This is a genomic window from Pelagibacterium luteolum (assembly GCF_900100665.1).
GTDB classification, from domain to species: Bacteria; Pseudomonadota; Alphaproteobacteria; order Rhizobiales; family Devosiaceae; genus Pelagibacterium; species Pelagibacterium luteolum.
Genome location: NZ_FNCS01000003.1, coordinates 1 through 17,213 on the forward strand (window position 1 = coordinate 1; position 17,213 = coordinate 17,213).

The following is a 17,213-nucleotide window of genomic DNA, read 5'->3' on the forward strand; positions in this document are numbered from 1 at the left end:
CCTCGCATTCGAAGCCTATGTCGAGCAGGTTCTGGTGCCCGAGTTGCGGCCCGGCGACATCGTGATCATGGACAACCTCTCCAGCCACAAAGGAACCCGGACCCGTGAACTGATTGAGGCAGCGGGCGCATCACTCAGGTTCCTGCCGCCCTATAGCCCCAACTTTAATCCGATCGAAAACGCCTTCTCCAAACTCAAGGCGATGCTTCGCAAAGCAGCAGAGCGAACCGTTGATGCGCTCTGGAACAGAATTGGCAAACTGGTCCAAACCTTCACGCCCAAAGAGTGCGCCAACTACTTTGCAGCCGCTGGATACGATGCAGACTGATAGGATTCCGCTCTAGCAGTGTAACGGCCCAAATCGGAACTGGTGCGGATGCCGACAAGCTTCGCTTCGTTGCTCGCGAGGCAGGTGCGGGCACCATCGCCGTCACCGGAACGGACTCGGCTCTGTTCGGAGCTGCAACCGCCGGCGCCGCTGAAACAGTCAATGCCAACGGAACAGTTGCAAAATCTGTCGATGAGCTGGTAACCGAAATTAATCGGGCGAAAAACGCAGATCAGACGGACAATGCACTTTTCGGCAAAATCCGTGCCTCAAACGACAACGGCAAGCTCCGAATCGAAAACCTTTCGACGAGCGACCTGAGCATCGGCGGCGCGACCACCGGCAATGTCGTTGACGGAACCACAGCTGCAGGCACAAGTTCTGCCGAAATCGGAGGTAACACGGTCCGTGCAGACCTGGCCAAGCAGTTCAACGAACTGCGCGATCAGCTCGACAAACTGGCCGATGACGCTTCGTTTAACGGCATTAACTTGCTGCGTGGCGATAATCTACAGATCACGTTCAACGAAACCGGCACGTCTGAAATCAACATTCAGACAAAAGAAGCCAAGACGATCAACTCGACAAATCTGGGCATCCAGACCACAATCGAGGCCTCCCAGTTGGATGATGACTCCTCGATCGATGACTTCTTGTCGGAAATCAAGGGCGCCATCAATGATGTTCGTTCGCAGTCTTCTGCTTTTGGCTCGAACCTGTCGGTCGTTCAGAACCGCCAGGACTTCACCAAAAACATGATCAACACCCTGCAAACCGGTGCGGCCAATCTGACCCTCGCCGACTCCAACGAAGAAGCTGCCAACCTTCTGGCCCTCCAGACCCGTCAGCAGCTGTCCTCGACAGCCCTGTCGATGGCTTCGCAGCAGGATCAGTCGGTACTGCGTCTGTTCTAAGAATAAGAACAGCGATCATTTTCGGAAAGGGCGGTCCAGAAGGGCCGCCCTTTTCATTTGCCGGCCCTCGGGCCATAATTCACTGAATTTGCGGGGAAAGAATCATGGCACTAAAGGTCGAACTCAAGCCCGGCGAAAAGCTGCTCGTCGGCAATTGCGTGATCACCAATTCCGACCAGCGCACCCGCCTGTTCATCGACGGCAAGGCGCCCATCCTCCGCGAGAAGGACATCCTCTCCCCCACAACCGCCGACACACCGGCCAAGGCCGTTTATCTGGCCATCCAGATCATGTACGTGGAAGGAAATGTCGAAAAACTGACGACAAATTACTTCTCCCTGATCAATGACGTGGTCAAGGCAGCGCCATCAACCCTCCCCATTATCGACCAGATCAATAATGAGATATTAACCGGCGATTTGTACAAAGCATTGAAGGCTGCAAAGAAACTGATCGAATACGAAGGGGAGCTGCTGTCGCATGCATCAGGGGGCACTCGCATATCAGAAGACGGCTCAGCAGACCGCTAGCCCCCGCAATCTCGAAGCCGCGCTACTCGCTCGCTTTGCCTCCCAGCTCCAGCAGATTCGTGACACTTGGCCCGAGCGCATGGACGAGCTCGACGGCGTCCTCAACAAGAACCGCAAGGTCTGGTCGATCTTCGTTTCCGCCGTGACCAAGGACGATCATCCCCTGCCCGCCCCCGTGCGCCAGAACGTCGCCAATCTCGGCATTTTCGTCATGGGCCAGACCTATGAGTTGATGGCCGCCCCACGCCCCGAAAAGCTCGACGCCCTGATCAACATCAATCGCCAGATCTCCGCTGGCCTCCGCGGCGCCAATAGCTGACCGCCAGCGCCATTCCATACAAAAAGCCCCGGCATCGACCGGGGCTTTTTGTTCTCAAGCGCTTTAGGAATGCCTATTCGGCCGGACCATCCTGTCGCCCATTGTTGCGCGTGACGTAGAGCCCGAAAACGCCAATTGCGCCGAGGACGAAGGGAATCCATAGCCACAGAACCAGAGTTTCCATCTCATTCCCTCAATCGAGAAAGCACGCGTTGTGCCAGCAAATGTAGCACGATCGCCGACACGATACCAAGTAAGCTCAGAGATACGACATTCCAAGTGTTCTGCTCGGGCATGGTTCCCAGAGCAATGCCGACCAGTGGCCCGACGAGAGATACCGTAACAGTCCCGGATGCAACGGCGTTCATGAACCCGGCCGTCAACTTGGTGCGTTCGTTCTCAACGAGACTCATCGTACGCCCCCGCCTTGCCTACAGATAGTTCACCAGGCTCAACTGGCTGGCCATCGCGGTGGCCTGATAGCTCGCCTGCAATTGCGTCTGCAGCGTCAAAAGCATCATGGCGATCTCTTCGCGCGGCGCGGTGGCGATATCGGACAGCATGGTCTGGAGCTGCGCGTTATACTGGGTATGCCGCTGCTTCACCGTGTTGATCGTCGACGAGGCCAGCCCCAGTTCCATGGTGATCAATTCGATCGACCCCGGCTTGGAATTGTTGCTCTCAGAAAGCCGCGCCCGCTGGATATCCACCATCGCGTCGTAGCGCGCGGCATTGGTCGTGTCGAGCGCGCTGAGATCATCGGAGACCGCAAACACCGCCAGCCCCTTGATCAGCTCCACGAACCCCTTCTCATTGGCCTGAACACCATAATGCGCCTTGGTGTTCTCGTCGACATTCGCGGTCACCGTCTGACGCGGATTGGTGGAATCCTGCCCCTTGTACCACGCCGCCGCGTTAGGATCCTGCGCCTCGCCGGTCGCGTTGAAGAAACGATCCGCCGCCGCATAGGCCGATGATGATTTCAGCTCCGTTGCGGCAAGGGTCTCGAATTTCCCGGTCACCGCGGCACCAAGATTTGCCGCCGTCGACTCTGGCGTGTCGCCGATCCTGAAGCTTCCCGCAGGCAAGGGATCGGTATCCCCCGCCACTGCTTTCAGCGTCACATATTTGATCGTGTCGCGATCGTGGGGATAGGTGATCCCGATCGTCACCGTATCGCCCGGGCTGGGCTGCGCGTCGACAGTCATTGCATAGCTTGCGCCGACTGGAGCGTCCGGATCGGAAACATCGGCCGGCGTCGGCACCACCGATATGCTGCCTGGAGGATTGACCGCGACGCTGGTCAACTTGATCCCTGCATCGGGATTGTCCGCTTCACCCAAGACCACCTGGCTGCCTGTCGCCGTCGCCGTGACGTTGCCGGTCGGCGCAACCCCCGGAACGCTCGAGGTGGCGCCATCGAGAACATTGCGATCCGCCACGAACTGCCGAAAGCCGTTCGGACCGTTCATGATCTCTTCAAAGCTCGAAACCGGCTTGGTGTCAGACTTGTTGCCGCCGAAAATGAACTGCCCGGTGATGTCGGTATTGAGAACGTCGATCACTTCCTTGAGCAAATTCGTTGCCTGGTTGCGCGAATTGGCGAAGTTGATCCCGTCGGTGCCATAAGCACCGGGAACCGCCAGCGCCCGCGCATCGGCTTCGATCTGGTCCAGTCGTTCGAGCCCGTTGGTGTAAAAGCTCATCCGGTTTTCGACGGTAAGGATATTGGACTGAAACCCCTCGATCCGTGTCAGCCGCGCTCGGATATTGAGCTCGTGCACCCGGTCGCCGCCCATCTCCGCCAGCGTATTGTAGCGCTTGCCGGTCGCCAGTTGCAGCTGAAGGCTCTCGAACTGCTTTTGCATCTGAGTGATGGCGCTCAGATCGCGCGAGACAGGGTACATCGATTTATTGATGATCATGGCTTCAGCCCTACATCCTCAAAAGCGAGTCGATCAGTTGCTGCACGGTCGAGACCACTCGGGCGCTCGCCGCATAGGCATTCTGCAATTGCATCAGCCGCGACATTTCCTCGTCGACATTGACCCCATACTCGGCGCTCATCCGCGTCGTGATCGACTCCAGTGTAAACCGCGAGGCTGAATTTTGGCTTTCCGCCCGTGACACCACATTGCCCTGATGGTTGATCATCTGGGCGACGAGTTCCGATACCTTGCCCGAAAGCCGAACGCCGCCATCGCGAAGGTCCGTCATCTTTTCGGAGGTAAAGCTCATCGATTTCAGGCTGTCGAGCAGGTGCTGCGGGCGCGTCGCATCGCCCATCGAAACGCCGTCCGCATATTGAACAAGACCGCCATTGTTCAGGATCAGCGCAGGGTTCACTGATATCCGCCCGGCAAACCCGACCTTCTGCCCATTGCCGTCGAGGCTGTTGGTGAACGCCGCGCCGTGCGTATCGACGAACAGGTTCAGTGCGCCCGAGGCATCCCCGCCAGCGCCTGCGGTGATCCGCGACACAAGCGACGATACCGTCCCCGTCCCGTTCTCGACGGAAAGTTCGCTACCCGCGCTGGAAAAATTGAACCGTGCCGAAAGCTGCGGATCTGCACCCAGCGCAGCAGCGATGGCCGCAGCGGGATCGCCGCCCGAAATATCGACCCCGATCACCCGCTCGCCCGTCGCGCTGGGCGATTTGAGCGGCAGCGTCGATGCATCGCCGACAGCCACGACGCGCACGTTCTGGTTGCCATAGCTGAGCGACAGGGAATTCCCCGCCTTCATGCCGGCCAGGTCGAGTTCGAAAACACCGCTACCCTCGGTCGTCTCGCTGCCTTCGGTCACCACGGTATTCATCGCCTGCGCCAGCGCCGCGGCAATTTCGTCGAGCTGGTTCTGCGTATCGACAAGCGTCTTGTCGCGCAATTCGATCAGGCCGGCCAGGCGACCCGACGAAATCAGGTTCTGGCTCGCCAGATCGACCTCGAGCCCCGAAGGCGTGCGCAGCGTCAACTGCCCCACCCCGCTCTTGGCCGGATCGCTGTCGAAGAGCGCGTTCGAGTTCAGCGCCCCGCCCGATTTGAAGCCGAACTGCGAAGGCTCGACGTCGAGAATGCCGACACCGCTCTCGGTCATCAGCGCGACGGTACCGTCCTGCCGATAGGTGGTCCGCACGTCGATCTTTTCCGAGATCGCGCCGACCAGCCTGTCGCGCTCGTCCATCAGGCTCAACCGCGCCGTCTGGTCCTGCGAGAGGTCGAGGATGCGCGTGTTGATATCGGCAAGCTGGGTCAGCTGCCGGTTGAGTTCGGCCACTCCGTTGGAAATCTGGCTTTCCGCCTCGCGCCGCATTTCCTGCACGGCGCCGGTCAGCCCGTTCAGTTGCTCGGCCAGCTGCTGGGCCGCGTTGAGCACGCCGGCCCGGGTCGTCACGTCATTGGGATTGGTCGCCAGCGACTGCAGCGCATTCTCGAACCCTGCATAGAGCGTATCGAGCGAATTGGTGTCGCCCGGTTGGCCCAGATGCATCTGCAGCCGGTCGAGAAAGCTTGCCCGCACATCGTGATAGGAGGTCTGCGACACAGCGACGAGGTGCTGCTTTTCCAGCGCCTCGGAAAAGGCGCGCGACAGCGTCGAAGCCCGCACCTGCGCGCTCGTGCCGTAGGCTGTTTCCTCGATGACGATCGACTGGCGATGATAGCCCGGCGTCCCCTGGTTCGCGATGTTGCGCGAAACCACATCGATGCCCCGCTGGCTGGCCGTCATGCCCCCCAGTGCATTCGAGAGTGTCGAACTCAATCCCATCGCAAGAACTCCAGCTTCGTCATCAATCCAGTGCCCCATGCACTGAGGAAGGCCGATCAAGGTGGAGCGAAAATGAGTGTTTCCGAGAACCGGAGCGGAGCGTACATTTGGGTACGTGAGCACCGGAAGCGCAGGAAACGCTCATTTGCAGCCCGCCTTCACCGGCCGGGCGGCCATTACCTCATCATGTTCAAGGCTTCTTGCATCATTTCATCCGCCGTCGAGACGATGCGGGTGCCGGCGGAGTAGGCCTGCTGGGTAACGATCAGCTTGGTGAACTCTTCCGAGATGTCGGTGTTTGACGTCTCGAGCGCCCCGCCGGTCATGCCACCATCGATCGAGATGATCGCCTCGCCCGACTCTGCTGTCGAACTGTAGACGCCGCCATCGAGCCGCTTGAGCTGGTTTTCGGCATTGAAATTGGCGGTCACGATCTGGAACAGCTCGATCTGCTTGCCGTTCGAATAGGTCGCAACCACGCGCCCGCTGTCATTGACCGCGACGGACATGAACGACCCTGCCGGATACCCGTCCTGGGTCAACGTCGAGACCGAAGCGCGACCATTGGCGTTGTCGAACTGGGTCAGCCCACCGGCGCCCAGATCGATCTCGACATCGCCGACCACCGTTCCGTTCACAGACAGCCCGGGGATCTGAATCACCAGCGTGTCTTCGAGCGAAACTGTGCTCCCGTTGTGCCGCGACAGCACGCCATCATCGAACTCGAATTCCGCGTTCGGCACCGGCGTCCACGACTGCGGCTGCGACTTATCCATGTAGTAGAGCTGCCAGGTGTCCGGCTCGCCCGAAAGCTTGCCCCAGCGCATCTGGACGTTCACCGACGCGCCGTTCGCGGCATAGACGGTGATCGCGCCACCCTCCACAGAGCGGTTGACGAACTGGGACGCGTTCAGATGCACCGGCGGGGGCGCCGCCGCCGTCAGCGTCGTGTACATCTGCGTTGCGCCATCGCCCGAGAGCGTGATCGCGTAGTCGGCGTCGATCGGCGATACCGCCAGGCGCCCGGCTTCGTCCAGCCGCGCATTGGCAGCGCCAGTGTTGTTCACCCAGGCAATCAGATCGTCCAGCGTCGTGCCGTCAGTACCTTCGGTAAACGTATGGGTTGTTCCATTGATGGTCATGGCGAACGTGTCGCCTGCTGTCCACCCGAGATCGGCGGCCAGCTCGGAATCGCCATCGAGCTGATCTGCGTTCGACAAAACGGTCGCAAAATCCGCTGACAGACCGCTTGCGGGTTCGGCCGGCAGGTTCAGCTCATATTTGATCCGCCCGGTCGCCTCGGCCCCGATCAACCCGTTGGACACCTTGATCATCTGGGGCACCGAGCCCGAAACGTTACCGGTCGAGGAATCGATCGGCACACCCATCAGATAATAGCCGGCGCCGTTGCGCAGATAGCCTTCGCTATCCATCTCGAAATCGCCGCGCCGCGAATAATACTGCGCCTGCCCGAATACCGCCGCGCCATCCGAGGTCCCGGTCTTTTCGGCAACGACGAAATACCCCGACCCGTTGAGCGCGACGTGCGTACCCGTGGGCGAAGTGACGATGTCGCCGCGCACGTCATTGGTCGAACGCGAATATCCCAGCACCGCACCCGGCACCTGCCGCCCGACTGCAGCGTCCGGGATCAGGTCGATAAACCCGGTCTCCATGCGCTTGTAGCCGGTGGTCTGCGAGTTCGCGATATTGCCCGAGATGTTCTCCAACGCAAACGACTGCGCCGCCATCCCGGTCACTGCCGTCGCCAATGCCCCATAGATACCCATTGATCACTCCATTACTTCGGCACGCCGAGCACGCGCCCCTTCGGCAACACCAAAGCAAGGACAATGCCAAAACCCCAATGCTTTGAAACTGTTACGCTTTACAATCAGCGCCCGATCCTCCGACCCCGCCCACCCGGAATCTTTCACCCCCCACCCGGCAATTTGTGCCCTTCTGCCCAACCATACCCAGCCGGCATCACACCCCTCACCTCCGCGCCCTCTAAGCCCCCTTGTTGCGCCCACCAACCAACGGACGCGACCTGCGACCCAGCACCCGCCGCGCACGCTCCTACATCCACAGCGCCACCAACCCACCAGCCCCAATGCCGACCTCACCCACAAACGCCACCCCGGACGCGCCCCGCGACCCACCACCCTCCGCGCCCGCCTCTCCATCCAAACCGCCGCCCAACCCCACCGTCATCCTCGGGCTCGACCCGAGGACCCAGCGCAGCGCCGCCAGAAGCACGGCCACCAACCCACCAGCCCCAACGCCGACCTCCCCCACAACCGCCACCCCGGACGCGCCCCGCGACCCAGCACCTCCCGCGCCCGCCTCTCCATCCAAACCGCCCAACCCACCACCGTCATCCCGGGCTTGACCCGGGACCCAGTATCCTCCGCATCTGCGGCTCCATCGACCGCACCCCTCCACCAAATGGGCACCCCAAGGCGCCCCGATCCACCGCTGCCCACTGGACGCCCACCCCATATGAATTTATGCAGGCGGGAGACGTAACGCCCGACCCACCGCAGGCCCGCCCATGCTCTTTGCCTCCGCCGCCGAATTCCGCTCCAGCCCCCGCAAGGCGGTGACCGTGTTTGGCATGGCCGGGGTGGGCAAGACGCGGCTGGGCAACATATTGCGCCGCGCCGACTGGTTTCACTTCTCGGTCGATTTCCGTATCGGCACGCGCCACATGGGCGAATTCATCGTCGACAATTTCAAGCGCGAGGCGATGAAGGTCCCGTTCCTCGCCGAACTCCTGCGCTCGGACTCGATCTCCATCCAGTCCAATCTCAGCTTCGACAATCTCGAGCCGCTCTCGACCTATCTCGGCACCCCGGGCAATCCCGCCAAGGGCGGCCTCACCTTTGCGGAATACCAGCGCCGCCAGGAACAGCACCGCGTCGCCGAAATCTACGCCCTGCTCGACGTCCCCTATTTCATCGAGCGCGCCAAGGCGCTTTACGGCTATGACGATTTCCTCTGCGACACCGGCGGCTCGCTGATCGAGGTCCTCGATCCCCACAACCCGAACGACCCCGTCGTCAAGGCGTTGGCGGATAACACGACCCTTCTCTATCTGCGCGGCACCGAAAACGATGCCCAGCGCCTCATCGATCGTTTCAAATCCAACCCCAAGCCGATGTACTACCCCCCCGATTTTCTCATCGGCAAATGGGACGAGTTCAAATCGATCAACGGCGTTACCCATGACGACGACGTCGATCCCGACGCCTTTGCCGTCTGGGGTTTCGAGGCCCTCCTGCGCGACCGCCTGCCCCGCTATCAGGCCCTCGCCGACAATTTCGGCTATGCGATCGACGCCACCGAACTCTCTGACGTGCGCGATGAAAAAGACTTCATGGAGCTCATGTGCCGGGCCATCGCCGCACGCTCGGTGGTGGCCGCAAAAAGCTGAACGCCCTCTCCGCTTTATCGAGTTTCAGACTTATATAGGCTTGCTCTAAAGGAGCATCTTCATGCCCATTCGCATTCCCGACCAGCTCCCCGCCCGTATCACCCTCGAAAACGAGGGCGTGGCGGTCATGGATTCCACCCGCGCAGCGCGCCAGGATATCCGTCCGCTGCAATTTGGCCTGCTCAATCTGATGCCCAACAAGGAGCGGACCGAAACCCAGTTCGCGCGCCTTATCGCCTCGAGCCCGCTGCAGATCGACCTGACGCTCGTCCGGGTCTCCGACCACCAGTCGAAAAATACGCCCGAAGACTATCTCCAGTCCTTCTATTCGACTTGGGAAGAGGTTCGCGAAAAGAAGTTCGACGGCTTTGTCGTCACCGGCGCGCCGATCGCCCACATGCCCTTCGAGGACGTGCGCTATTGGCCCGAAATGCTCGAAATCATGGATTGGACGCAGACCAACGTCCACCACACGATGTTCATCTGCTGGGGCGCCCAGGCCGCATTGCACCATTTCCATGGCGTAAGACGCTTCCGCATGCCCACAAAGGCGTTCGGCGTCTATCGCCACCGCCTCGTGAACCGCCGCTCCCCGCTGCTCCGTGGCATGAGCGACAGCCCCATGGTGCCGGTCTCGCGCTACAACGACATCGACCGCACGAGCATACCTGGCGATCTCGACATCCTCATCGACAATGACGAGGTCGGCATCTGCATGCTCGAAGATCGCAAATACCGCGCGGCCTACATGCTCAACCATCTCGAATACGACAATCGCTCACTGGCCGACGAATACCACCGCGACCTGAGCGCCGGCCTCAATCCCGAACCGCCCGCAAACCTGTTCCCAAATGGCGACACCTCCATCGACCCCGAAAACCGCTGGCGCAGCCACGCCCATCTCTTGTTCCAGAACTGGATCAACGAAATCTACCAGACCACCCCCTATGACCTGAACAAGGTCGGGACAGGCGAGTGGTAGTGCAAAATAAGCCGCCCGCGCGCCGAACCCATCTCGGCATCCGGGGCGAAGACCCGGAACCAAGTATGCTCTGAAGTCCATCGGGTCCGCGGTGCCCGCCGAATACGGGCGCCGCGGCGATCCGCCCAAAAAAATCTTAAGAAATGCCGGGCAGCAGGCGCCTGCCCGACGCCGCACATCCCACTCAGCCGCGCCGCCTTGCGCAGAGCGACGCCCAGGCACCCCGCTCGCGCCAATACCCAGCGCGCGCCAAACCCACCCCGTCATCCCGGGCGAAGACCCGGGACCCATTATGCTCCGAATATGTCGCGTGCCGCCTCTTCACCAGCGCCACAGACCTAAGCAGTGCAACAGCCCCAGTCGCCCGCCTCTCACTCCAGTCCCGCCGCCACCCTCAGCGCCGCATTGATCCGATCCTGCCATCCCGGCCCGTCATCCTGAAAATGCTCGAGCACATCGCGATCGATGCGCAGCGACACCTGCTCTTTCCCGGTCGGAATGACATTGGTCTTCGTCTTCGGCGCCTCGGGCTTGGTCGTCGCTGCTTTGAACAGCGCCTCGGCACGTTCCTTGCCGCTGGTTGGTCGACGTGGCGAATGGGCCATATAGGTCCCCCTACTTTGCAAGATGGAATTCAGCTCTCAACGCGTTCGTCGAACGTCCGCGAACCTCGGGCCGGCGCCGCAGCAGTCTAGATCAAACCAATCGGCGTCACGCTGCTTCCGCGGCCGGGCCCCGGCTAGCCCCAGCCATATCCGATGGTCCCAGCAATGTCAGCCTGCCCCGCGCACCAAAGCCCGTCAACCCGGTGCGTACGCCTCACAAGTCCTCCCCGCCGCACCTCACGGTCCCAGCGGCCCGTCAGACCTCCCTCTCGATCACCCCCAAACGCCGCGACCTCGGTGCCGCTCCACAGCACATGCAAAAGCTAGCCACCACCGCAAGTGGCGTCAAGAACAAAATAGGAACTCCCCACCGCCACGCAGCCATTCGTCCTCCCCCAATTCCAAATACCGCGCCCGCGCCCTTCACATTCCCTAACCCACCCCCTATTTTCTCGGCGAACGCGGAGTCCCCCCTTGCCCAGCCTGCCGACAACCCTCACCGACGAACTGGGCATTGCGCTCGGCAATCTCGCGGACGCCGCCACCGGCACGATAACCCCCACGCTTCGCCTCGGCGTCACCGGCCTGTCGCGCGCCGGGAAAACCATTTTCATCACCGCGCTGATCCATAATCTCTTGACCGGCGCCCGCCTTCCAGGCTTTGTCCCCATGGCCGAGGGCCGGCTGATCGGCGCCCGCCTTGCCGAACACCCCGACAACGCCACTCCGCGCTTTGCCTACGAAAACCACCTCGCCGCCCTCACCGGATCGCCCCCGGTCTGGCCCGAGAGTACGCGCCGCATTTCCCAGCTTCGCCTCACCCTGCGCTATCAGTCAAACAACTGGCTCAAAGCGCAATTCGGCACGCAGACGCTCAATCTCGACATCGTCGATTACCCCGGCGAATGGCTGCTCGATCTACCCCTGCTCACCAAAACCTATGCCGAATGGAGCGCCGAGGCCCTGGCCCTCGCCCGCCGCCCTGCCCGCGAAGCCGAAGCAAAACCCTTTCTCGACGCCCTCGCCTCCCTCGACCCCTCACGCGAGGCCGACGACGTCACCGCCGAAACCCTCGCCGCCGCCTTCACGCAATATCTGCGCGCGTCCAAAGGCGATGCCCGGGCCCTGTCCACCCTGCCGCCGGGTCGCTTCCTCATGCCCGGCGATCTCGAAGGCTCGCCCGCGCTCACCTTCGCGCCCCTGCCTGATCCCGTCTCGACGCTGCGTCATTCCAGCCTTTACGCCATGCTCGAGCGCCGCTACGAAGCCTATAAATCCGTCGTCGTCCGCCCGTTCTTTCGCGACCACTTCGCCCGGCTGGATCGCCAGATCGTCCTCGTCGATGCTCTGCGCGCGCTGAACGCCGGCCCCGAAGCCGTCGCCGATCTCGAAACCGCGCTCACTGCCGTGCTCTCCTGCTTCCGCCAGGGCACCTCGAACCCCATTTCGCGGCTCCTCACCCGCCGCATCGACAAGATCCTCTTTGCCGCCACCAAGGCCGATCTGCTCCACCACACCTCGCACACAAGGCTCGAAGCCATTCTCAACCGCCTCGTGGCCAGCGCGGCCCGCCGCGCGCATTTTTCGGGCACCGAAACCCGCCCCCTCGCCATCGCCGCCATCCGCGCCACCCGCGAGGGCGCGATCAAGGACAACGGCGAGACCTTGCACACCATCATCGGCACCCCGGAAGAAGGCCAGCGCCTCGGCGACACCGTCTATGACGGAAAAACCGAAATCGCGTTGTTTCCCGGCGACTTGCCTGAAAATCCGGATTCATTGTTCAAGACACATGAATCGACACCTCAACTCAATTTTCTGCGCTTCCTGCCGCCGAAAATCCTTTCGCCCAGCCAAACAGGCGATCCGGTCTTTCCGCACATCCGGCTCGATCGCGCGCTCGATTTCCTCATCGGGGATAAGATGCAATGAGAGAGCCCCGCGCGATGCCCATACGCCCTACAGCGCCAGCCGAGGCGCCGCGTAGCCCCCGCGCTTTTAACGCAGCGATCGTCGAGGAAGCGCCCGACGTTTTCGAAGCAACGCCGGCCGAACTGGCGGACACCGACATCGCCCCCGCCCCGAAACGCCTCGGCCGCTTCTGGCGCAATCTCGCGCTCTGGACGGGCGGCACACTCATCTCCCTCGGCCTTGGCCTCGCCGCCGACCGGCTGATCCGCGATCTCTTCGCAGCCTATTCCTGGCTCGGCTGGGTCGGTCTCGCCGCCCTCGCCGTGTTCGTCCTCGCGCTCACCGTCCTCGTTTTCCGCGAGCTGATCGGCCTCGCCCGCCTGCGCACCCTGGACAAACTCCGCGACCGAGCCTCGTCAGCGCTTTTGGCCGATGACCTCGCGGCGGCCCAAAAGATCGAAGCCGAACTCCAGTCGATTTATTCCACCCGCGCCGATCTCGCCCGCGCCCGCGACAATCTCGCCACCGACGCAAAATCCATCCTCGACGGCGCCGAGCTAATCAAAACCGCCGAGCGCGCCCTCATGGCCCCGCTCGATGCCCGCGCCCGCGCGCTTACAGCGTCCAGCGCCCGCCGCGTCGCGCTCGTCACCGCCGTGGCACCGCGCGCTTTGATCGATATCGCTTTTGTGATTTTCGAAAGTTTCCGCCTCGCCCGCAACATCGCCGATCTCTACGGCGCCCGCCCGGGCCTTTTCGGCTTTTTTCGCCTCGTGGGCGCCATTCTCGCGCACCTCGCCGTCACTGGCGGCCTCGTGCTCACCGATGGCGTCGTCGAACAGCTGGTCGGCCATGGCGTTGCCGCGAAACTCTCGGCCCGCCTCGGCGAAGGCGTCCTCAACGGCCTGATGACCGTCCGCGTCGGCATCGCTGCAATGAAGGTGGTCCGCCCGCTGCCCTTCGCCACCCAGAAGTCCCCTGTCGTCTCCGACTTCCTCCCCGACCTCGTCAAACTCGCCGCCGATCCCAAGCAGAGATAGATTGGCGCAATCGGTAGAGGTTGTACGAACAACCCGAAGCCGTTTTCACGGCTCCGGGAGAACACCGCGTCAGTCGTCGTCTTCGTGAAGAAGCTGAACCTGCATTGGCCCACCATTGGTCAGCGTGCTGCCCATCGTCATGGGCGCGCCGGCGATAAGGCCTGCAGCCTGACAGTCCGCGTATGTTATGCTGCGGAGCTCGATCGTCGGGGTCGACAACTCCGCTGGTGTCGAGGGCTCTTCGGCGGCAGCATCGGCGATGCCGTCGGCCTCCAGGGTCGCACAATAATCCTGGACATAGGCCCAATCATGCGCACTCACGTTGATACCGCCAATTTCCGCAGAAAGAACTGGCGCCGTGAGGCCAGATGCAAAGACAAGTGATGCGAAGAACACACTAGGTTTCATGTTGGTCTCCATTGACCCAAATGCCGATTTTTTGACATTTCACAGGCGCGGCAGTCCAACGATTGTCGACGCAGAAAAACCGCGCCTCGTACAAAACGCATTGCCCTTGATAAGGTTTCCAAGGAACACGGAATTCATTGCCCAACAAAAGGGCAGCGCTAATGCGCTGCCCTTAAACTTATAGAAGTATCCCGAATTAGTTAGGAACGGTCGGGGACTCCATCGTCACGCCCGCATCCGGACCACCTTCAACCAGGCCCGCTTCAACACAATCGTCACGTGTCAGAAGGCTGAGGTCGATAGAGGTCGTCGCGAGTTCCTGAGTTGCGGAGGGCTCATTCTCGGAGGCCTCAGGGTTGTTCAGATCACCGAGATCGGAGCAATAGGCCTCAACGGCCGGCCAGTCTTCTGCGCTGACGGTCGTGCCAGCGATTTCCTGAGCGAACGCAGGAGCGGCCAGACCAGCAGTGAGAGCAATCGAAGCGAAAAGAGCGGTGCGTTTCATTTTTATCTCCATGTCTTTTTAGACCGGGCGCAAGGGCTGCGCCTCCCTCACAGCGCTCTATGGAGAAGACTTCATCTCCCGGCGCTGCTTCGCCCAGTAAATGGCTCGCCACCCAAATCGGTTTCGAAAAACCCCAATAATTCAAGTTTGACTAACATATGTGATTTTCAAGCTTGCTGATCGCCTTCCGATCTGTGCTGCCCAATGGGGAGCCAGCCACCATCATCCACCCTCATACTGCGCCACCCCGCCTTTCCCCAGACATGCCTCCTTACACCACGCGCGGGTATGCGCCACCACCTTCGCCCATATCACCCGTCCTCAACTGCCCGGCCCTCACCACACCGGCGTCATTCCGGGATTTATCTCCGGGCCCCAGCCATGCGCCGTCTGGCACGTGAATACTTATCTCCTATCCCTCCTGCGCCCCCCTCACTCCAGACATATCGACTGCCCACCAGCAACGCCAGACACACCCATCTGACCCGCCCCCTCCGCCACCGCCACAAAAAATCTGCTTGCCCTCTCACCTACATATCGATATTTCTCGATATATGGATACAAACGCTGCTCTCGACGCTTTCGCCGCCTTGTCCCAGCCAACCCGGCTGGCGATCTTCCGGCTGTTGATCAAGGCCGGCCCCAAGGGCATGCCCGCAGGCGAGATCGCCGATGCGGTCGATGGGCGGCAGAACACCGTCTCGACTCACCTTGCCGCACTCACCCGCGCCGGCCTCATCGCCTCAGAGCGCGACGGGCGCGTCATTCGCTACGCCGCCAGCTTTGCGACCGCCGGCGATCTGGTCGCTTTCCTTCTCGAAGACTGTTGCGGTGGCCGCCCCGAAGTCTGCGCGCCGCTGATTGCCAATCTCTCCTGCCTGCAACCGAGCGCCGAGGCCTGCTGTGACTGATCCTGTCTATAACGCCCTCTTCCTGTGCACCGGCAATTCCGCCCGTTCGATCATCGCCGAAGCCTTGCTCAACCGCGACGGACAGGGCCGCTTCAAGGCGTATTCCGCCGGCAGCCAGCCCAGGGGCGACGTTCACCCCTACACACTCGATCTGCTGCGCGGCCTCGGCATCGATACCGATTTCGCCCGCTCGAAAAGCTGGGACGAATTTGCGGGGCCCGGCGCGCCCGAGTTCGATTTCATCTTCACCGTCTGCGACAGCGCCGCCAATGAGGCCTGCCCGATCTGGCCCGGCCATCCCATGACCGCCCATTGGGGCATTCCCGATCCTGCCGCGGCCGAGGGGACAGACGCCGAAAAACACCTCGCCTTCGCAGAGGCAACGCGCCAGCTCTCCACCCGTATCTCTCTCCTCCTCGCGCTGCCGCTCAAGAGCCTCGACCGGCTCGCGCTGAAATCCCGCCTCGACGCCATCGGCCAGACGAAAGACTAGACCCCATGACCACCGACACCACCGCACCCGCTCCGGCGGGCGGCATAGGCTTTTTCGAAAAATGGCTGTCCGTCTGGGTCGCTGCCTGCATCATTGCCGGCATCGCACTAGGCAATCTCGCCCCGGGCCTGTTCGCCGCCCTCGCCGGGCTGGAATACGCTTCGGTCAATTTCGTCGTCGCCGTGCTGATCTGGGCCATGGTCTACCCGATGATGGTCGCCGTAGATTTCACCGCCATCGGCCAGGTCGGGCGCCAGCCCAAAGGCCTGATCCTCACCCTGGCGGTCAACTGGCTCATCAAGCCATTCACAATGGCCCTGCTGGCCGTCCTGTTCTTCAATTTTCTCTTCGCCCCGCTGATCGACCCCGCCGACGCCCAGCAATATATTGCCGGCCTCATCCTCCTCGGCGCCGCGCCCTGCACCGCGATGGTCTTCGTCTGGTCGCAACTGACCAAGGGCGATCCCAATTACACCCTCGTTCAGGTCTCGGTGAACGACGCCATCATGGTGGTCGCCTTCGCGCCCATCGTCGCGATCCTCCTCGGCCTCACCGAAATCACCGTGCCGTGGGAAACCCTCCTGCTCTCGGTCGGGCTCTACATCATAATCCCGCTCGTTGCCGGCGCCATCACCCGCCAACTGATCCTTGGCGGATCGAGGGACACAGGCCGCATCGATGCCTTCACGGCGCGCATAAAACCCGCCTCCGTCCTCGGCCTGCTGGCGACCGTGGTCCTCCTCTTTGGCTTCCAGGGCGAAACGATCCTCGCCAATCCGCTGGTCATCCTCCTGATCGCCATTCCGCTGCTGATCCAGTCCTATGGCATTTTCGGCCTCACCTATTGGGCCGCCTGGAAGTGGAAAATCCCCTTCAATATCGCCGCGCCCTGCGCGCTGATCGGCACGTCGAACTTTTTCGAGCTCGCCGTCGCAGTCGCCATCTCGCTCTTCGGGCTCAATTCAGGCGCCGCGCTCGCAACCGTCGTCGGCGTTCTCGTGGAAGTACCGGTGATGCTCTCGCTGGTTGCCCTCGCCAACCGCACCCGTCACCATTTTTCGTAAGG

At 61.6% G+C, this 17,213-nt stretch carries 19 protein-coding genes; 11 read left to right on the top strand and 8 right to left on the bottom strand.

Features of this window, described 5'->3' with window-relative positions:
* The 4 genes from BLR31_RS06510 to flaF all read left to right on the top strand — a co-directional run.
* The coding region (locus tag BLR31_RS06510) for a transposase (protein ID WP_143009331.1) at nucleotides 1–328 on the top strand (328 nt) is incomplete at its 5' end.
* The gene (locus BLR31_RS06515) at nucleotides 286–1,242 is read left to right on the top strand and encodes a flagellin (RefSeq protein ID WP_143009332.1); all 957 of its coding nucleotides are present in this window, start codon (nucleotides 286–288) and stop codon (nucleotides 1,240–1,242) included. The genes BLR31_RS06510 and BLR31_RS06515, both read left to right, overlap by 43 nt.
* 104 nt (nucleotides 1,243–1,346) lie before the next feature.
* The gene (gene flbT, locus BLR31_RS06520; protein WP_090593780.1) at nucleotides 1,347–1,772 is read left to right on the top strand and encodes a flagellar biosynthesis repressor FlbT; all 426 of its coding nucleotides are present in this window, start codon (nucleotides 1,347–1,349) and stop codon (nucleotides 1,770–1,772) included.
* A complete protein-coding gene (gene flaF, locus BLR31_RS06525; protein ID WP_090593783.1) occupies nucleotides 1,723–2,091 on the top strand; it encodes a flagellar biosynthesis regulator FlaF in 369 nt (122 codons plus the stop codon). The genes flbT and flaF overlap by 50 nt, the downstream gene beginning before the upstream one ends.
* Before the next feature lie 185 nt (nucleotides 2,092–2,276).
* Here flaF and BLR31_RS06530 read toward each other — a convergent pair whose 3' ends face one another.
* The 5 genes from BLR31_RS06530 to BLR31_RS21350 all read right to left on the bottom strand — a co-directional run bounded on the left by BLR31_RS06530 (nucleotide 2,277) and on the right by BLR31_RS21350 (nucleotide 8,163).
* Nucleotides 2,277–2,504, bottom strand: coding sequence for a hypothetical protein (locus tag BLR31_RS06530; RefSeq protein WP_090593787.1), 228 nt, complete (start codon nucleotides 2,502–2,504; stop codon nucleotides 2,277–2,279).
* Nucleotides 2,505–2,522: 18 nt separating this feature from the next.
* A complete protein-coding gene (locus tag BLR31_RS06535; protein ID WP_090593790.1) occupies nucleotides 2,523–4,016 on the bottom strand; it encodes a hypothetical protein in 1,494 nt (497 codons plus the stop codon).
* Between the two features lie 10 nt (nucleotides 4,017–4,026).
* Nucleotides 4,027–5,856 (bottom strand): flagellar hook-associated protein FlgK, encoded by a 1,830-nt coding sequence (gene flgK / locus BLR31_RS06540; RefSeq protein WP_176762554.1) that lies wholly within the window; start codon nucleotides 5,854–5,856, stop codon nucleotides 4,027–4,029.
* 176 nt (nucleotides 5,857–6,032) lie between these two features.
* The gene (locus tag BLR31_RS06545; RefSeq protein ID WP_090593796.1) at nucleotides 6,033–7,646 is read right to left on the bottom strand and encodes a flagellar hook protein FlgE; all 1,614 of its coding nucleotides are present in this window, start codon (nucleotides 7,644–7,646) and stop codon (nucleotides 6,033–6,035) included.
* A 289-nt stretch (nucleotides 7,647–7,935) separates the two neighbouring features.
* Nucleotides 7,936–8,163 (bottom strand): hypothetical protein, encoded by a 228-nt coding sequence (locus tag BLR31_RS21350; RefSeq protein WP_176762555.1) that lies wholly within the window; start codon nucleotides 8,161–8,163, stop codon nucleotides 7,936–7,938.
* 247 nt (nucleotides 8,164–8,410) lie between these two features.
* On the opposite strand from BLR31_RS21350, the gene BLR31_RS06555 reads away from it, so the two are divergent.
* Nucleotides 8,411–9,292 carry an ATPase gene (locus BLR31_RS06555; RefSeq protein ID WP_090593802.1) on the top strand — a complete coding sequence of 294 codons (882 nt, stop codon included), beginning with the start codon at nucleotides 8,411–8,413 and terminating at the stop codon, nucleotides 9,290–9,292.
* Between the two features lie 61 nt (nucleotides 9,293–9,353).
* Nucleotides 9,354–10,274, top strand: coding sequence for a homoserine O-succinyltransferase (locus BLR31_RS06560; RefSeq protein WP_090593805.1), 921 nt, complete (start codon nucleotides 9,354–9,356; stop codon nucleotides 10,272–10,274).
* 371 nt (nucleotides 10,275–10,645) lie between these two features.
* Here BLR31_RS06560 and BLR31_RS06565 read toward each other — a convergent pair whose 3' ends face one another.
* Nucleotides 10,646–10,879 (bottom strand): BrnA antitoxin family protein, encoded by a 234-nt coding sequence (locus tag BLR31_RS06565; protein WP_090593808.1) that lies wholly within the window; start codon nucleotides 10,877–10,879, stop codon nucleotides 10,646–10,648.
* Between the two features lie 474 nt (nucleotides 10,880–11,353).
* Between BLR31_RS06565 and BLR31_RS06570 the strand changes: the two genes are divergently transcribed.
* Nucleotides 11,354–12,811, top strand: a complete 1,458-nt coding sequence (locus BLR31_RS06570; RefSeq protein WP_090593814.1) for a YcjX family GTP-binding protein — start codon at nucleotides 11,354–11,356, stop codon at nucleotides 12,809–12,811.
* Nucleotides 12,808–13,830: a YcjF family protein gene (locus BLR31_RS06575; RefSeq protein WP_090593819.1), complete on the top strand. Its 1,023-nt coding sequence runs from the start codon at nucleotides 12,808–12,810 to the stop codon at nucleotides 13,828–13,830. Before BLR31_RS06570 ends, BLR31_RS06575 begins: the two co-directional genes overlap by 4 nt.
* A 69-nt stretch (nucleotides 13,831–13,899) precedes the next feature.
* On the opposite strand, the gene BLR31_RS06580 is transcribed toward BLR31_RS06575, so the two are convergent.
* Complete coding sequence (locus BLR31_RS06580; protein ID WP_143009334.1) at nucleotides 13,900–14,238, bottom strand: hypothetical protein; 339 nt, start codon at nucleotides 14,236–14,238, stop codon at nucleotides 13,900–13,902.
* A 196-nt stretch (nucleotides 14,239–14,434) separates the two neighbouring features.
* Complete coding sequence (locus tag BLR31_RS06585) at nucleotides 14,435–14,743, bottom strand: hypothetical protein (protein ID WP_143009335.1); 309 nt, start codon at nucleotides 14,741–14,743, stop codon at nucleotides 14,435–14,437.
* Nucleotides 14,744–15,297: 554 nt separating this feature from the next.
* On the opposite strand from BLR31_RS06585, the gene BLR31_RS06590 reads away from it, so the two are divergent.
* Genes BLR31_RS06590 through arsB form a run of 3 tightly spaced genes read left to right on the top strand, consistent with a single transcriptional unit; the run spans nucleotide 15,298 to nucleotide 17,211 of the window.
* Nucleotides 15,298–15,654, top strand: coding sequence for an ArsR/SmtB family transcription factor (locus BLR31_RS06590; protein WP_090593829.1), 357 nt, complete (start codon nucleotides 15,298–15,300; stop codon nucleotides 15,652–15,654).
* A complete protein-coding gene (locus BLR31_RS06595; RefSeq protein ID WP_090593832.1) occupies nucleotides 15,647–16,147 on the top strand; it encodes an arsenate reductase ArsC in 501 nt (166 codons plus the stop codon). Before BLR31_RS06590 ends, BLR31_RS06595 begins: the two co-directional genes overlap by 8 nt.
* A 5-nt stretch (nucleotides 16,148–16,152) precedes the next feature.
* Nucleotides 16,153–17,211 (top strand): ACR3 family arsenite efflux transporter, encoded by a 1,059-nt coding sequence (gene arsB / locus BLR31_RS06600; RefSeq protein WP_090593835.1) that lies wholly within the window; start codon nucleotides 16,153–16,155, stop codon nucleotides 17,209–17,211.
* Nucleotides 17,212–17,213: the final 2 nt, after the last annotated feature.

Excerpts from the sequence above, each read along its gene's own strand:
- flbT (WP_090593780.1), top strand. The coding sequence starts at position 1,347 with ATGGCACTAAAGGTCGAACTCAAGCCCGGCGAAAAGCTGCTCGTCGGC.
- flaF (WP_090593783.1), top strand. The coding sequence starts at position 1,723 with ATGCATCAGGGGGCACTCGCATATCAGAAGACGGCTCAGCAGACCGCT.
- BLR31_RS06530 (WP_090593787.1), bottom strand. The coding sequence starts at position 2,504 with ATGAGTCTCGTTGAGAACGAACGCACCAAGTTGACGGCCGGGTTCATG.
- BLR31_RS06535 (WP_090593790.1), bottom strand. The coding sequence starts at position 4,016 with ATGATCATCAATAAATCGATGTACCCTGTCTCGCGCGATCTGAGCGCC.
- flgK (WP_176762554.1), bottom strand. The coding sequence starts at position 5,856 with ATGGGATTGAGTTCGACACTCTCGAATGCACTGGGGGGCATGACGGCC.
- BLR31_RS06545 (WP_090593796.1), bottom strand. The coding sequence starts at position 7,646 with ATGGGTATCTATGGGGCATTGGCGACGGCAGTGACCGGGATGGCGGCG.
- BLR31_RS06555 (WP_090593802.1), top strand. The coding sequence starts at position 8,411 with ATGCTCTTTGCCTCCGCCGCCGAATTCCGCTCCAGCCCCCGCAAGGCG.
- BLR31_RS06560 (WP_090593805.1), top strand. The coding sequence starts at position 9,354 with ATGCCCATTCGCATTCCCGACCAGCTCCCCGCCCGTATCACCCTCGAA.
- BLR31_RS06565 (WP_090593808.1), bottom strand. The coding sequence starts at position 10,879 with ATGGCCCATTCGCCACGTCGACCAACCAGCGGCAAGGAACGTGCCGAG.
- BLR31_RS06575 (WP_090593819.1), top strand. The coding sequence starts at position 12,808 with ATGAGAGAGCCCCGCGCGATGCCCATACGCCCTACAGCGCCAGCCGAG.
- BLR31_RS06580 (WP_143009334.1), bottom strand. The coding sequence starts at position 14,238 with ATGAAACCTAGTGTGTTCTTCGCATCACTTGTCTTTGCATCTGGCCTC.
- BLR31_RS06585 (WP_143009335.1), bottom strand. The coding sequence starts at position 14,743 with ATGAAACGCACCGCTCTTTTCGCTTCGATTGCTCTCACTGCTGGTCTG.
- BLR31_RS06590 (WP_090593829.1), top strand. The coding sequence starts at position 15,298 with ATGGATACAAACGCTGCTCTCGACGCTTTCGCCGCCTTGTCCCAGCCA.
- arsB (WP_090593835.1), top strand. The coding sequence starts at position 16,153 with ATGACCACCGACACCACCGCACCCGCTCCGGCGGGCGGCATAGGCTTT.